The 15,818-nt window shown below is 56.3% G+C and carries 13 protein-coding genes; 9 read left to right on the plus strand and 4 right to left on the minus strand.

What is annotated here, in order from left to right:
* The first annotated feature begins 112 nt into the window (after positions 1–112).
* On the plus strand, positions 113–1,840 hold the full coding sequence (locus BBCT_RS00090) for a threonine/serine exporter family protein (protein ID WP_003833572.1): 1,728 nt from the start codon (positions 113–115) through the stop codon (positions 1,838–1,840).
* Positions 1,841–2,148: 308 nt separating this feature from the next.
* Entirely contained in the window at positions 2,149–3,777 is a 1,629-nt protein-coding gene (locus tag BBCT_RS00095) for a sodium/proline symporter (protein ID WP_003833577.1), read from the plus strand.
* 122 nt (positions 3,778–3,899) lie between these two features.
* Here the strand turns inward: BBCT_RS00095 and trpS are convergent, their stop codons facing one another.
* Positions 3,900–5,000, minus strand: coding sequence for a tryptophan--tRNA ligase (trpS, locus tag BBCT_RS00100; protein WP_033512833.1), 1,101 nt, complete (start codon positions 4,998–5,000; stop codon positions 3,900–3,902).
* Between the two features lie 127 nt (positions 5,001–5,127).
* Between trpS and BBCT_RS00105 the strand changes: the two genes are divergently transcribed.
* Complete coding sequence (locus BBCT_RS00105) at positions 5,128–5,508, plus strand: DUF3073 domain-containing protein (protein ID WP_003833580.1); 381 nt, start codon at positions 5,128–5,130, stop codon at positions 5,506–5,508.
* Positions 5,509–5,619: 111 nt separating this feature from the next.
* On the opposite strand, the gene BBCT_RS00110 is transcribed toward BBCT_RS00105, so the two are convergent.
* Positions 5,620–6,057 carry a sterol carrier family protein gene (locus BBCT_RS00110; RefSeq protein WP_003833582.1) on the minus strand — a complete coding sequence of 146 codons (438 nt, stop codon included), beginning with the start codon at positions 6,055–6,057 and terminating at the stop codon, positions 5,620–5,622.
* Positions 6,058–6,413: 356 nt separating this feature from the next.
* On the opposite strand from BBCT_RS00110, the gene BBCT_RS00115 reads away from it, so the two are divergent.
* Entirely contained in the window at positions 6,414–8,861 is a 2,448-nt protein-coding gene (locus tag BBCT_RS00115) for a glycogen/starch/alpha-glucan phosphorylase (RefSeq protein WP_003833584.1), read from the plus strand.
* 220 nt (positions 8,862–9,081) lie between these two features.
* Here the strand turns inward: BBCT_RS00115 and BBCT_RS00120 are convergent, their stop codons facing one another.
* Complete coding sequence (locus BBCT_RS00120; RefSeq protein ID WP_033512835.1) at positions 9,082–9,309, minus strand: hypothetical protein; 228 nt, start codon at positions 9,307–9,309, stop codon at positions 9,082–9,084.
* Between the two features lie 186 nt (positions 9,310–9,495).
* On the opposite strand from BBCT_RS00120, the gene BBCT_RS00125 reads away from it, so the two are divergent.
* Together BBCT_RS00125 and BBCT_RS09385 are read left to right on the plus strand one after the other, a co-directional pair.
* Positions 9,496–10,290, plus strand: coding sequence for a rhomboid family intramembrane serine protease (locus BBCT_RS00125; protein ID WP_003833588.1), 795 nt, complete (start codon positions 9,496–9,498; stop codon positions 10,288–10,290).
* A 377-nt stretch (positions 10,291–10,667) separates the two neighbouring features.
* Positions 10,668–12,206, plus strand: coding sequence for a class I SAM-dependent methyltransferase (locus tag BBCT_RS09385; protein WP_003833592.1), 1,539 nt, complete (start codon positions 10,668–10,670; stop codon positions 12,204–12,206).
* Positions 12,207–12,392: 186 nt separating this feature from the next.
* Here the strand turns inward: BBCT_RS09385 and crgA are convergent, their stop codons facing one another.
* Entirely contained in the window at positions 12,393–12,878 is a 486-nt protein-coding gene (crgA, locus tag BBCT_RS00135; RefSeq protein WP_081450262.1) for a cell division protein CrgA, read from the minus strand.
* 117 nt (positions 12,879–12,995) lie between these two features.
* On the opposite strand from crgA, the gene BBCT_RS00140 reads away from it, so the two are divergent.
* The 3 genes from BBCT_RS00140 (at position 12,996) to BBCT_RS00150 (ending at position 15,745) form a co-directional block, all read left to right on the plus strand.
* On the plus strand, positions 12,996–13,817 hold the full coding sequence (locus tag BBCT_RS00140; protein WP_003833598.1) for a DUF881 domain-containing protein: 822 nt from the start codon (positions 12,996–12,998) through the stop codon (positions 13,815–13,817).
* 3 nt (positions 13,818–13,820) lie between these two features.
* Positions 13,821–14,912 carry a class E sortase gene (locus BBCT_RS00145; protein ID WP_003833600.1) on the plus strand — a complete coding sequence of 364 codons (1,092 nt, stop codon included), beginning with the start codon at positions 13,821–13,823 and terminating at the stop codon, positions 14,910–14,912.
* A 188-nt stretch (positions 14,913–15,100) separates the two neighbouring features.
* Positions 15,101–15,745, plus strand: a complete 645-nt coding sequence (locus BBCT_RS00150) for an anthranilate synthase component II (RefSeq protein WP_033512837.1) — start codon at positions 15,101–15,103, stop codon at positions 15,743–15,745.
* Positions 15,746–15,818 lie beyond the last annotated feature (73 nt).

The following is a 15,818-nucleotide window of genomic DNA, read 5'->3' on the forward strand; positions in this document are numbered from 1 at the left end:
ACCTGAACTTGTGAGCGCACAATACGAACATGAACATGAGACGAATTTCGATAGCGCGGAAAAAAGCGCTTCGGCCGTCAGCAAATTCCATACACACTCCATTCCGCTCGATATGGAAGATATCGAACGGGATTGGGACAAGCCGGTCGCTGAAGCGGGAATCGCAGCAAAAGCCAGCGTGATCGTACGCGTCGGTATGCTCGATCTCGGCGCGGGCACCGGAAGCTTCCGCGTCCGCGAAATGATGCACCGCATCGCCTATCCGCTCGGCGTGCACGTACGCGCCGACGTGAACCTCACCGATATCGAAGCCTCCTGCACCGACGGCAAAGACCGCATCACCGAAGTCGTCGACCTACCAACCACCGGCGTCAATACGGAACGCATTTGGCTGCTCGAACACTTCGCTGACTGGTTCAACGTGAACCTCGGCAAAGGATCGATGTACCACAGCCAATCCGACGTGTCCGAAGGGCTTATGCAGCATCTCGACAAGCGTGATGCGTCGCAGGTGTCGGCTGACCTGTCGAAGCGTCTTCGCGAACGTCAGAAAGCCGAACAGAATCAGGAGGGATCTGACGATCCCGTGCTCGACGCGCTTGAAATGGTGACGGAACGCGCCGAAGCGACCGATACCATCGCGCAGCCGTTGCACTTGCGTGACATCGAAGCGGCAAGCGAGCAGCATAATCGCAGTGAACGTGAAACCAAGCGTGAAACTGCCAGCGCGGCCAACGTTGCGTCAAGCGAAGCGACCACGAAAAAAACGCGCAAAAATCGCAATCACAAGCCGCCAAAAGGCCAATACGCCGAACATTTCGACCATGTCGGCAAAGAAAAGAACCAAACGCAAGGTATCACCGTTCGTCAAGCGCACGAACGACTCAACATGATCGAACGGCGCAAGCCCCTGTATTCGCCGGCATTTGCGGGATTCGCCTCGGCCTGCGCCTGCGCATCCTTCGTGTTCCTGCTTGGCGGCGGCCCCTTCGACATGATTGGCGCGTTCATCGGCGCGGGACTTGGCCACTGGCTGCGCCGCCGCCTGTTCGCCCACCACCTCAACCAGTTCTTCGTGACATTCGTATGCGTGGCCGTCGCGGCACTCGCCTGCACGGGCACCCTGCGATTGATTGGTATTTTCGAGCCCGTCGCATTGCAGCATGACACGGCTTACATCGGCGCCATGCTGTTTGTGATTCCTGGATTCCCGCTGATTACGGGCGGACTTGATATGGCGAAAATTGATTTTCCGTCAGGTATTCAGCGCATTGCGTACGTGTTGTGCATTATTTTGATGGCGACGCTCGCAGGGTGGATGGTCGCTTCGATAGTGCACCTGAATCCGCAAGGATTCGAGCCTCTCGGATTGAACCCCGTCATCAACTGCCTGCTGCGCATGGTGTTCGCGTTCATCGGTGTGTGGGGCTTCTCTGTGATGTTCAATTCACCACAACGCATGTGCCTTGTGGCAGCCACCATCGGCTTGATCACAGACACCCTGCGCCTTGAAATCGTGGACATGGGCGTTCCCGCCGAAGCCGGCGCATTCATTGGCGCACTGCTCGCAGGCCTGCTCGCCTCTGCATGGCGTTCCGCGGTTCGTCGCGGTTGGCTCGCCCCGCATCTCGGCTACCCGCGCATCTGCCTGACCGTGCCGTCCATCGTGATCATGGTTCCCGGTTTGTACATGTATCAAGCCATGTTCCACCTCGGCCAATTCGATACCTTGAACGCCCTCGACTGGGCTTTCCGCGCCTTCATGGTGATTATCTGCCTGCCGATCGGTCTGGCCATGGCTCGCGTTATCACCGATAAGTCTTGGAGATACGACATCTAAAAATTTGGCAATGGAGCGTTATCTGCGTTGATCCTCAGTCGGTGTACCTTCGTACGCCTTCCTTTGGTATGCCTTGATACCGCACACATTGCCAAATTTTTCCTAGGATTCCGAACGATACATAACAAATCGCAGAGTTTCGGAATTTGGGCGCGTAAATGAGATAAATGCGATTGCCGCAATGTTCAACCGGTACATTGGGACAATCGCATTTTTTCAGAAGAGATTCGAAAGAAATTCGTTTCGACAGAGATTTGAAGAAAGAGATTCGAAAGAAATTCGGCTAGAAATCTAAGAAGAGAGAATTCATGATTACCAAAGATTTTTGGGTGCTGCTGGCGATGGTCATCTATTTTGTGGCCATGCTCACCATCGGCTTCATCTACTCCAAGCGATCCAATTCCTCCACTCGCCAGTATTTCGCGGGTGGTCGAGGCGTTGGTCCGTGGCTGACGGCTTTAAGCGCCGAAGCCTCCGATATGAGCGGCTGGCTGCTCATGGGCCTGCCGGGCGTCGCCTACTTCACCGGTGCCGCCGACCCGCTGTGGACGGCCCTTGGCCTGGCTCTCGGCACCTACCTCAACTGGAAGCTCGTCGCACGTCGTTTGCGCCGCTACTCCGTGGTGGCAGGTGACGCGATCACCATTCCGGACTTCTTCTCCAAACGATTCCATGACAAACGCAACATCGTCTCCACCATCGCGGCGCTGATCATTCTCGTATTTTTCTGCGTGTATGTCGGCAGCTGCTTCGTGACGGTCGGCAAACTTTTCTCGACCCTGTTTGGCTGGGACTACCACCTGACCATGGTGATCGGCGCGGCCATCGTGTTCGCCTACACCCTGATCGGAGGCTATCTTTCCGTGGTCGTGACCGACTTCATCCAAGGCTTGCTCATGTTTTTCGCGCTGGCCGTGGTGTTCATCGGTTCCATCGCATCCGTCGGCGGCGTAGACAACACCGTCGCCTTCCTCAAAGGCATTCCAGGCTTCCTCGACGGCACGCAAATGGCCACGCCGATTCTGAACGATGCCGGTGAGCAGATTATCAAGGCTGGTCAGGCCATGTTCGGCGCTCCTACCGAATACGGCGTGATCACCATGATTTCCATGCTTGCGTGGGGTCTCGGCTATTTCGGTATGCCGCAGGTGCTTGTGCGATTCCTGTCGATTCGCAGTTCCGAAGAGATCAAAAAGTCCCGTATCATCGCCACCACATGGTGTGTGGTGTCGCTTACGTGCGGCGTGTGCATTGGCTTGGTCGGCCGTGCGATGATGCCGACGCAGTTCGTCACGCAGTCCGCTGCGGAGAATATTTTCATTGTGGTTTCGCAGGCGCTGCTGCCGAGCTTCATGTGCGGCATCGTGGTGTCGGGCATTTTCGCCGCGTCCATGAGCTCCTCGTCGTCATACCTGATTATCGGCGCTTCCGCGGTCGGTGAGAATATTTTCCGTGGATTGCTCTATCGCAAGGCCACTGATCGTCAGGTGATGATGGTTGCCCGCATCACGCTGCTCGTCATGTTCATTTTCGGCATTGTGGTTGCGTTCGATCAGAATTCGTCGATTTTCCAGGTTGTGTCGTATGCATGGGCTGGTTTGGGCGCTTCGTTCGGTCCGCTGATGCTCTGCTCGCTGTATTGGCGCCGCACCAACAAATTCGGTGCGATTGCGGGCATGCTTTCCGGTACTGCGACCGTGCTGATCTGGCATAATCTCATCAAGCCGCTTGGTGGTGTCTTCGCTATTTACGAGCTGCTTCCGGCGTTCATTATCTCACTGCTGTTCATTGTGGTGGTGTCGCTGCTGACTCCGGCTCCCGATGCTGAAGTGCTGCACGAGTTCGATCATTATCTTGATGATCCCGATGACCGTAAAGTGGATGACGATTTGGTCGCAGCGGAAATCGCTTCCGGCGAAAAGCGCGCGCAAATCTAATCAAACATAATGTGGCACATGCCGCTCAGACGCAACAAAGGCCGGATTGCACAATACGCAATCCGGCCTTTGTTTGATGGCTGAAACGCTGTTTAAAGCATGATTATGGCGTTTCTGGAGCTTTAGTAGCGCATGCCCATGGCTTCGCGGACTTGCTCCAAGGTTTCGTTGGCGATGGCGTTGGCCTTCTTGTTGCCTTCGGCGAGCACGTCGCGCACGTAATCCATATCCTTGGCGAGTTCCTCACGGCGGGCACGATGCGGCTCAAGGAAGCTGTTCACCGATTCGATCACATACGCCTTCAGCGCGCCTGCACCGGAATCGCCGATTTCCTCGGCGATTTCTTTCGGATCGCGACCGGTGACCAAACCGGCGGTCGTCAGCAGTGCGGAAACCTGCGGACGACCGATTGGATCGAACGTGATGCGACGCTCGGAATCGGTCGGACTCTTCTTGATGAGCTTGGCGGTTTCCTGCGCGGTGGCGCCCAACATGATGGAATTGCCGTACGACTTGCTCATCTTGCGGCCATCCAAGCCTGGAATCTCCGGCGCTTCAGACAGAATCGCGGCCGGCTCGGGGAACACCGGATGTTTCTTGGCGTAACGTTCGTTGAAACGACGTGCGATGGTGCGCGTGATCTCGACATGCGGCAGGTTATCCTTGCCGATCGGCACCACATTAGCCTTGCAGAACAGAATGTCGCATGCCTGGTGCACCGGATAAGTCAGCAGCAGACCAGTCAACGCATGGCCGGAAGCTTCCATTTCCGACTTCACCGTAGGATTACGATGCAGCTCGGCCTCAGTCACCAACGACAGGAACGGCAGCATCAGCTGGTTCTCCGCTGGAACGGCGGAATGCGTGAAAATCATGGTCTTTTCCGGATCGATGCCGGCAGCCATGTAGTCAAGCACCAAATTGAGCACATTGTCTTCGATATGCTCGGTCGTGTCACGATCGGTGATCACCTGATAATCGGCGATGATGATATTCGAATTCACGCCGCGATTCTGCATGGCGACGCGCTCACGAATCGAACCAAAATAATGGCCGAGATGCAGGCGTCCGGTCGGACGGTCGCCGGTAAGCATGGTGAACTTGCCCGGATTCTGTTCGATTGCGGCGAGCGTTGCGTCGGAACGCTTCTTCGCGGCGAGGAAGCTCGCGCTCATTTCATTGCCGACAGCGGTGATCTGCTGCTCCTGGGTTTCGTCCGTCATACATGTCCTTTTCTTAAGAAAATCAGCGATTTTATCGTAAAAGTCTGAGCCGACAACGAAATATGGCATAACAAGTGGTACTCTCTTGTTTGATGAATTGATAGCACAGTAATCCTCAGGGGGTCAGATGGGCCGCGGACGTCAGAAAGCCAAACAGCAGAAAATAGCCCGAAAGCTCAAGTACCTGACCACCGACACCGATTACGATGAGCTCGCCAAGGAGCTCGGTGCCCAGGAGCCTGGTTCGGGTTCTTTTGATCCTTTCGCCGATATCGAAGCAAAATATTCTCACGATGCGGACGCTGAAGATGAGATTCCTGAAGATGTTCAGGAATCCGCGCAGGGCGACGCCGAGGATGACCTCGACGAGTATGCGAAGTGGGCCGCGGAGGCGGCGGCGAAGGCCACGAGCGGAGAGTTCCCGGCAGCCAAGTCCGCCGCACCGAAGCCACACAAGCCCATCCCGATGCCGATGCCCAGTGTGCTGAAGCCGAAGAAGCAGGACTGATCGGCATATCAGGTACTTTGTGAAACCGCGATGCGGATATGCCTGCTAGGTGTATCCGCATCGCGGTTTTGCTATGCGTCTTTGTGCCTGTGACGGTCTTCTCGCAGCCTGTCACACCAACGGCAGTAGATCGCTTAAATCGTCACGTTCGCCGACGGCGGTGATGCGGCCGGCATCTTTTTCCTCCTGCCAGCTGGTGATGCCGGCGGCGAGCCGCATCCACACGTCCGGTTCCAGTTCGATCACGTCCGGCGGTGTGAGATTATGCGGATCGGATGCCGGTCCGTCGAGAATCTTGATAGCGCCCCACGGTGCGACACGCACTTCCACGCCCTCTCCGGGCGCTTTTTTCTCCAGCAGATGCAGCGAGTAGCGCACTGCCATCGCCCACAGCTGGCGTGGCAATCGTGGAGAGAATTCCAGACGGAAATCGCGTGCCGCGTCGGTATTCGTGGGAATACTGTCGGCGATCATGCGATGAGACGTTTGCAGCCATTGCGCAAATGCGTCATGTCCCTTATGCAGATCTTGTTCTCGAATAACAGCCATACGTGTTATTTTGTCGCTTGCAAGCGACTATGATGGGGTGTTGCAGACAGCGTAGTCACAACTGAATAGGGGTGTGAAGAGAGGAAAAATATTTGCGATTGCTGACGGCGTTCTCAATTTTGTTGTATGTCGTTTGCATGTTGTTCACAACGTTTTGGCAGCCGGTTTGCATCATTTTTTGCAAACGAATGCTGACCTGTAATCGCTTGAAATTTCGTCTTTTTTCTGATTATGTAGTATGCTGTGTATGAGAACGTATGCATGATGTTACTTAGTGTTCATGTAGCCGCTAATGCAAGGACGCTGGAGCAAGGCATAATGTTTCTGGAGAGTAATCCGTCAAAGGGAGTCGACTAATGACTGAAATTACCGCACCGAAGTCCGCGATCACCGCGGAGCAGTTCGCAGATGAGATCCGCGAGCAGCTGAAGTACACCCAGGGCGTCACCGTCGAACAGGCCAAGCCGGCCGACGTGTATGTCGCCGCGTCCGCCGCGGTGCGCCGCCACCTCATGGATTCCTGGTTCAAGACCCAGGCTGACATGGTCAATGGCAACACCAAGGCAGTCGGCTACCTGTCCGCAGAGTTCCTCATGGGTAAGCAGCTGCGCAACGCTCTGCTCAACGCCGGTCTGACCGAGCAGTTCAATGCTGCGGTCAAGGAACTCGGCTTCTCCGTGCAGGACGTCGTCAACGCCGAGCACGAGCCAGGCCTCGGCAACGGTGGTCTCGGCCGTCTGGCCGCCTGCTTCATCGATTCGCTCGCTTCGCTGGGCGTGCCGGCATTCGGTTATGGCATCCAGTACAAGTACGGCATCTTCGAGCAGAAGTTCGACGAAAACGGCAAGCAGATCGAAACCCCGGACTACTGGCTGACCAACGAAGAGCCGTGGGGCCACATCGACTACAACCGCGACCAGAAGGTCTCCTTCGGCGGCGAAGTCGTCGAAGAGAACGGCAAGAAGGTTTGGAAGCCGGCTTGGTCCGTGCGTGCAGTCCCGGTCGACTACATGGTTCCGGGCTATGCTTCCGGCCGTGTGAACACCCTTCGCCTGTGGACCGCCAAGAGCTACGACGAATTCGACCTGCTCACCTTCAACAAGTCCGAGTACCTTGACGCCGTCAAGCCGCAGGTCGAAGCGGAAAACATCTCCAAGATCCTGTATCCGGAGGATTCCACCCCGCAGGGCAAGGCGTTGCGTCTCGAGCAGCAGTACTTCTTCGTGTCCGCCTCCATCCATGACGCCATCCGCGTCTTCTACCCGGGCCAGGACAAGCCGGATCTGACCACCTTCGCAGACAAGATCACCTTCCAGCTTAATGACACCCACCCGGTCATCGGCATCCCGGAGCTCATGCGCGTCCTCATGGACGAGTACGGCTACGATTGGGACACCGCCTGGACCGTCACCAACAAGACCTTCAACTACACCTGCCACACCCTGCTTCCGGAAGCCTTGGAAGTGTGGCCGTCCAAGCTCATCGGCGAACTTCTGCCGCGTCACCTCGAAATCATCGAGAAGATCCAGGACCAGTTCGCAGCCGAGCTCAAGACCAAGGGCGTCGACGAGGCCACCATCAAGGACATGGCCATCTACACCGGCGACTCCGTGCGCATGGCCTATCTGGCCACCTACGGCGGCTCCCACGTCAACGGCGTTGCCGAGCTGCATTCCCAGCTGCTCAAGGACGTCACCCTGAAGAACTTCTCCGACGTGTATCCCGACAAGTTCACCAACGTGACCAACGGCGTGACCCCTCGCCGCTTCGTCAAGCTCGCCAACCCGCGCCTGTCCGACCTCATCACCGAAGGCCTCGGCACCGACAAGTGGGTGAGCGACCTCGAACTGCTCAAAGGCCTCGAACCGCTTGCCGCAGACGACGAATTCGTCAAGAAGTTCGCCGCCGTCAAGCAGGCCAACAAGGTTGACTTCGCCAACTACGCCAAGCGCGAATACGGCTTCGACATCGACCCGAACACCATGATCAACACCATGGTCAAGCGTCTGCACGAATACAAGCGTCAGGCACTGAAGATCCTTGCCGTGATCGCACGTTACGCCGACATCAAGTCCGGCAAGATCTCTGCAGACGACATCATGCCGCGCACCATCGTGTTCGGTGCCAAGGCCGCTCCGGGCTACTATCTGGCCAAGCAGACCATCCAGCTGATCAACAACGTCGCCCGCGTCATCAACAACGACCCGGACGTCAAGGGCAAGCTGAACGTTTACTTCCCGTGGAACTACAACGTTCGCCTCGCACAGCACCTCATCCCGGCCACCGACCTTGACGAGCAGATCTCCCAGGCCGGCAAGGAAGCCTCCGGTACCGGCAACATGAAGTTCGCTCTCAACGGTGCCATGACCGTCGGCACCCTCGACGGTGCCAACGTCGAAATCCGTGAGCGCGTCGGTGCTGAGAACTTCTTCCTCTTCGGTATGACCGTTGACGAGGTGGACGCCCTCTACGCCGAAGGCTACGAGCCGAAGAAGTACTACGAGGCCGATCCGCGCCTCAAGGCCGCCATCGACATGGTCGCGGACGGCACCTTCTCCAACGGCGACAAGACCGTGTACGAAGACCTCGTCCACGATTGGCTCACCAAGGACTGGTTCATGACCCTCGCCGACTTCGGCGCCTACACCGCCATCCAGTCGGAAATCGAGGCTCTCTACGCCCAGCCGCTCGAATGGAACCGCAAGGCCCTCATCAACGTGGCGAACTCGGGCTACTTCAGCTCCGATCGTTCGATGGAGGATTACCTCGAGCGCATCTGGAAGACGGGTCCGCTCGCAGACTGACAGAGCGTTATCTGCGCTGTGGAAGGCTCGACGTACCTTCGTACGCCTTCGCCTTCCACGCCTTGATACCGCACGCGTCAGTCCACTCGCTCCGCTCGCCTGATAGCGCTAGATAAGGCGTGATGACGAAGGGACGATTCTTTGGAATCGTCCCTTTTTGTGTCTGGATAACAAAAAGCCCTGCGCGAAAGGGCGGCAGGGCTTTGAAAAGAAGTAGGAATCAGGCGGCTTCGGGAGTGGCGGCGGCCTCAGTGCCGGCTTCCTTGGCTTCTTCGGCATCCTTGGCCAGACCAAGATCGACAGGAGACGAGCTGTTCTCCCACGGCTCCTCCCACGGATCGTAATCCGGATTCTGCTGCTTGTACACATACAGACCGACGACACCGGCAAGCAAAGCTCCGAAGAGCAGTGCGAAGAACTTCCAACCGTTAGAAGACTTGTTCTCCATGACGGCTCCTTTCCCAAATATCGGCGAACATTGGCTGACCTGCTCGTTCAAGCCAACTCTGTTCACTATATTAATTCCTTGAATGTGTTGATTGGGTGGATTTACGCGCCGAGGATTCACAAGAATGCAATCATTTGCAATGATTTCGCGGATTCGCGGATTCGCACGTTCCAGTAGGGTTGAAACATGGCTTATCAACGTTTCAGTCTGTTTCCCGATTCCCCGTCGTTCAAAGACCTCTTCTCTGCACGTTCCATGAGGTACCGCTGGCGTAATGGCGATCCCGTAATCACCGTCGCGATCATGGTGATATGCGTCGCGGTCTGGATTGTCGAAACACTATTGAAAATCGCCTGGCCAGCCGGCTATAACTCGTTCGTCGGCACAGGCGTATTCATGCCCGCGCTGGCGACCCACCGTCCATGGACTTTCATTACGTCAATGTTCCTGCACCAGCCGGCATCCCTATGGCATATTCTTTTCAACATGCTGACCTTGTGGTGCGTCGGGCCTGTATTGGAACGCATGATGGGGCATCTGCCATATCTTGCGTTATACGTGCTGTCAGGACTCGGCGGAAGCGCCGGCATGATGGTCTGGGCACTGCTTTCGCAAGACGGTTGGCTAACATCCGCATATGGCGCTTCCGGCGCACTATTCGGCCTGTTCGCGTCGATTCTGGTGGTATACCAGCGCATTGGTATAGACATTCGATCCATGCTGATCTGGATGCTCATCAACTTCCTGATGCCGATCATCACGCCGAACATCGCATGGCAGGCGCATATCGGCGGATTCATCGTCGGAGGCGTGTTCGCCTGGCTGCTGGTTTCCGGCCTGCATGCGTTGCGCGGCAAAAGCCTGCAGCAGCGCACGCTGATTTACGGCGTAATCATGTTGGGCGTGATTATTGCGGTTGTCATCGCGTGTAATATGAGCAATCCACTTCGTGTAAACCCCCTTCTTGGCATGTTCTTCTAGTCGACAGGTAGAAGAAAAAAGAAGTTTTTGGAATTGCAGATATGCAGTTATCCACATTTGTGGATAACTTTGTGGATAAGTGAGGAGCGAGCTGTGGGTAAGTCGGGGATAACTCGGTGCATTATCCACAAGGATATTCACAAAACGGCGAATTCCCCAGCTTTTCAACGGTGGAAAATGTGGATAACCAGCCTGTGCATAGCGAAAAATGGGAAAAAATACCGTCCTATATCTTGTGTGCGGTCGTAAAACTGTCCACAAGATATAGACGCTATCCACATTCGTCCACAATAATCCACGACTTATCCACATCGTGCGGAACTAGAAAATCCCCAGAATGACGGCGGATCAACAAAACGAAATCAGGTACGTCACCAATGACAATCATGAATGACAAGACGCGCGAATTCGTGGCGATGCATCGCGACGAGGACGTGCGCGAACTGGCGTTGAAGGCCAAACGTGTGGAAGGGCTCGACCTGTCGTTGGCTCTCGACCAGATTGCCGGATGGCAGATCGCAAGCAAAAAACTGCCGCAATGGGCCTCATGCGAGGGAATCATATACCCTCCGCACATTTCCATGGAACAGTGCTCATCGCAGTTCACAGCCCAATACAAGTCCGAAATCGCGCAAACCCTGCTTGCGTCGGCCGCAACCGTGCGCGCCAGAGTGTCCGATTCTGCAGAATCGGACAACCAAACCACGAAAAGTGAGCCACAGTTGTCTGATTCGCCAGAATCGGACACATTGGTGGCGAAAAGGGCGATGGTGGATCTGACGGGCGGGTTCGGTGTAGACTTCTCGTATCTGGCGCGCGGATTCAGCCAAGCCACTTATGTGGAACGGCAACGACACCTGTGCGATCTGGCCGAGCACAACATGGCCGCACTGGGACTCGACCAGGCGCGTATCGTGTGCGACGACGGCGTGGAATACCTTGACAATATGGATCCGGTGGATCTCATCTACATCGATCCGGCCCGCCGCGACGAGCATGGCGCGCGCACCTACGCGATCGAGGATTGCACACCGAACGTACTCGAATTGCGTGACCTGTTGCTCGCCAAATCGCAGTGCACGCTGGTCAAACTGTCTCCCATGCTGGACTGGCGCAAGGCGGTCGCCGATTTCGACGGGGCCGTACGCGAAGTGCATATTGTGGCCACCGGCAACGAATGCAAGGAACTGCTGCTGGTACTGGGACGGCCGGCGCAAGTGGATGCGCGCGACGGCGTGGATGGCGCGGGTTCGCACCGGCGCCCTGCGGCGCACGCACACATGGGGCAGATGGATATACGGGCAAGACAGACAAGCAACGACAAGACGCCATTGGCACGCACGCGCGTGGAGCAGATGAATGGCGGCATGGATTTGGCGGACACGGTGGGCTCGTTTGACGGTGAATCGAAAGCCGAACGTACCGTAGCCGCATCGCATGATGGCCGGTATGCCGCGCCGCACGTGTTCTGCGTGAACGACGATCAGCGGATCGATTATGATTCTGCCGCATATACGCAAGGCCTGCGCATTGGCGGCAAACCGCTGCCGGAGGCGAAAAACTACTTGTATGAGCCGAATGCGTCGATTATGAAGGCCGGCTGTTTCGATCTGGTCGAGGAACGATTCGGTGTGACGCAGATCGGTCCGAGCAGCCATCTGTTCGTGTCGGAACAGCAAATCGCCGATTTTCCGGGACGAGGATTTGCGATTGAAGCAGTCGGAAGCATGAATAAAAAAGATATAAAACGATTGCTGAATGGTGCGAAACAAGCGAATATCGCGGTACGTAATTTCCCGCTTACGGCACCGCAGTTACGCAAGAAATTGAAGCTTGCTGACGGTGGGACGGTCTACCTGTTTGGTACCACCATGCAAGGCGGCGATCATGTGCTGCTGCGCACGTCGAAAATCTGAACAAGCGAACCGGAATTGAGAAGAACACGAGACAAGTGATAGACGAGTCGCAGGAATAGCAAGACGATTGCGAAAGAATCGTAAAAAGGGTACGCGAAAAGGGCGTCTGACTGTGCGAAGAGTACAGACGCCCCTACTTCAAACGTGCTACCGAGGCTGCCTAAACAATAAACGTGAAACGGTGGGTCAGCGCCACCACATGGTCATGATGAATCCGACCATGATGATCGCGAACGCGATGGCCAGATTCCATGCGCCGATGTTCGGAATCGGGTAGTCGGAAGTCAGGTAGTAGACCACGGCCCAAACCAGGCCGATGATCATCAGCGCGCAGAACAGAGGCACGAACCAGCGTGGATTGGACTTGGTGCCCTTGATGGTCTCCTCCACGCGGCGGGTGTTTTCCGCCTGACGGTTCATCATGCGCTGCATCTGCGGGCTCAGGGAATCCTTGTCGGCAGTGGCGTTCAGCACCGCTTCGACGCGGTCCATCGGAATATCGAGATCGTCAACGTCGTTGGAATCAGCGGAAGCGGATTCGACGGTGGTCTCATCAGCGTCATCCTGAACGGTTTTGTTGCCCTCTTCAACGGCAGCGGTGTCGTTCGTGGACTGCAGATCGTTCTGATCGTCCGCGGTGGTTTCGTGCAGCTCTTCGTCAGCCATCAGCATAGTCTCCTTTAATAGGCTAAAAGTCATAATAGTGGGTAGACTCGAAAGCGGCGAACTCACAGCGTAAAAACTGTTCTCGATCAGAGCAAATGCTTAACAGGAATCAGGAAGGTCCGCATGGCTAAGCACACCGGAAAGCACACTGCGAAACGGTCGAAAGCGGCCGGAGCGGCGGCAGTCCTCGTGCTCATGTTCTCCGGATTCCTGCTCGTCACAAACCTGCGCGTGAACCGTTCCGTCGTGGTGACCAATGATACCGCCGAACTCGTGGAACAACGTGTGAAAAAAGTCAACTCCCTGCAGACGGAAGTTGACGCGCTCAGCTCCCGCGTGAACGATTTGAGCAAGACACTGAGCAGCCAGGACGGCACCGACCCGCAAGACAGCGAAAGCGCAGGCACCGGCACCATGCTGCCCGCGGTGGAAGGTCCCGGACTCGTGGTGACGCTCGACGATTCGCCACTTTGGGAAGACATGGTCGACTCCAGCGGATCGACATCCAACATCAACGACTACGTGGTGCATCAGCAAGACATTGAAGCCGTGGTGAACGCGCTGTGGGCGGGCGGTGCGGAATCCATGATGATCATGGACCAGCGCGTGCTCTTCAACTCCGCGGTGCGCTGCTCCGGCAACGTGTTGCTCCTGCAGGGCAAAAAGTATTCGCCGCCATTCACCATTTCCGCGATCGGGCCAGTCGACAATATGAAAAAAGCGCTCGACGATTCGCAGGACGTGACCATATACCGGCAGTACGTCAGCGCGTTCGGCTTAGGCTGGCAGGTCGAAGAAAAAGAAAAACTGCATTTCGAGGCGACCGACGCTCTGCAGCAGCCGCTGCAATACGCGCAGGCGATGAGCGACGGAACAGAAGAAACGCAGCAAACGGACGCAACGCAGCAATTACAAGATGTGCAGGAATCGCAAGAGGGGAAGTAAACGATGAAGCACGTGGCACATAGACAACGCCGCAAAAGCGTGGTATGGACGATACTTGGCATACTCGCCGAACTCATGCTGACCGCAGCGGCCGTCTGCGCGCTTTACATCGCATGGCAAATGTGGTGGACGGGCGTGCAAGCAGAACACAACCAAATCGAAACGCGCCAATCCGTATCATGGTCCGACCCGGGCCAATCCGACAACGTCACCATCGCGCAGGCGCAGGAAGGCGACCCGCCAACGCAACCGCAAAGCGCGCAGGAAGGTGAGCTGATCGCCCAAGTCTACATTCCGCGATTCGGCAGCCAATGGCAACGCAACCTCGTTGAGGGAACTTCCCTCACCGAACTCAACAAACACGGCCTCGGCCACTATAAAGACTCGCAAATGCCCGGCCAAGTCGGCAACTTCGCTTTTGCAGGCCACCGCAACGGCTACGGACAGCCACTCGGCGATGTCGACAAACTGCAGGAAGGCGACCCGATTATCATCCGCACGCAGGATTACTGGTATGTGTACCACTACACGAGCTACAAAATCGTGCTGCCGACCGACATCGAAGTGGTCGCCGCCAACCCCGAAAATCCCGGCGCTACACCGACCAAACGCATGCTGACCATGACTACGTGCGAACCGAAATATTCCACGCCGACGCACCGCTGGATCAGCTACGCGGAATTCTCATACTGGGCGAAAGTGTCCGACGGCATCCCCCAGGAGCTCACATCCACCGACTCCAACGGCAAAGTCAAATTCGTCAACAACGAAAAATCGTCGATCGTCGCATCCGTCAGCTCGCTTGAACCGTGGATTTTCGGCGCGCTTGCCGCATACGTGATCATCTTCCTTTCCGCGCTCGTGGCATGGCGTTGGCCGTACCTCGCCGACGTGCGCGCGGGACGTCGCGAAAAGCCGGAATTCAGCTTGTACGGAGGATTGATGCGATTGCAGCCGGGCGTACTTCCGATTCGACTCGTGCTGATGGCGTTGTTGATTTTCGCGGCGGCCGCATCGTGCTTTGAATGGTTGTTCCCGTGGGCTGCGACGAATATTCCGGCATTGCGGGAAATGTCGAATTACACGGCCGTATAAGGCGCTTTTTGCAGTTGCTGCGGTTGCTGCGTGAGACGCGCGTCATGCTATGACATGTTGCGCACGTAGACTGCTGTTCAAGCGCAAGTATTCGCACAACGCAAACATTCGGAATATTCGAAGGATTTGAAGCATTCGAATGATTCGAAATATTCGGATGTCGGCATTCCAACGTCGATAGGAGCATGATGACCGATTCCGCACGCATTCTGGTCGTGGATAATTACGATTCGTTCGTGTACACGATCGTCGGATATTTGAAGACGTTGGGTGCCACGGTGACGGTGGTGCGCAACGATGCGATCGACCCGAGCGAGGACGGTGTGATCGACGAATATGACGGCGTGCTGATCTCCCCAGGGCCTGGTGCTCCGGCGGAATCCGGTGCCAGCGAAGGCATGATCCGCCTATGCGCGGAGCAGTCCAAGCCCATGTTCGGCGTTTGCTTGGGCATGCAGGCACTGGCCGAAGTGTTCGGCGCCACCGTAAGCCATGCGCCTACCATCATGCACGGCAAAACCAGTCTGGTGGAGCACATCGACGACGAGATCTTCGAAGGAGTGGCCAATCCTATGACCGCCACTCGCTACCATTCGTTGGCCGTGGAGCCTGATTCCGTGCCGGAAGAGCTGGTGGTGACCGCGTGGACGCAGAGCGACCACATCGTGCAGGGCATTAAGCACCGCAGCAAGCCGATGTACGCGGTGCAGTTCCACCCCGAATCCGTGATGACGCAGGACGGCTACCGATTGCTTGCGAACTGGCTGAAGGTGTGTGGGCAGGAGTCGGCAGTGGAGAAGTCGATTGGATTGAGGCCTAAGGTGAACGAGTAGTTTTCTTTTTGGGCGCTGCCCTTGACTGCTTTTGTTGGTTGAGGGGAAGAAGAGAGGGGAGGGAGCGGCTCGA

This window comes from Bifidobacterium catenulatum DSM 16992 = JCM 1194 = LMG 11043, assembly GCF_001025195.1.
In the GTDB taxonomy this organism is placed as follows: Bacteria; Actinomycetota; Actinomycetes; order Actinomycetales; family Bifidobacteriaceae; genus Bifidobacterium; species Bifidobacterium catenulatum.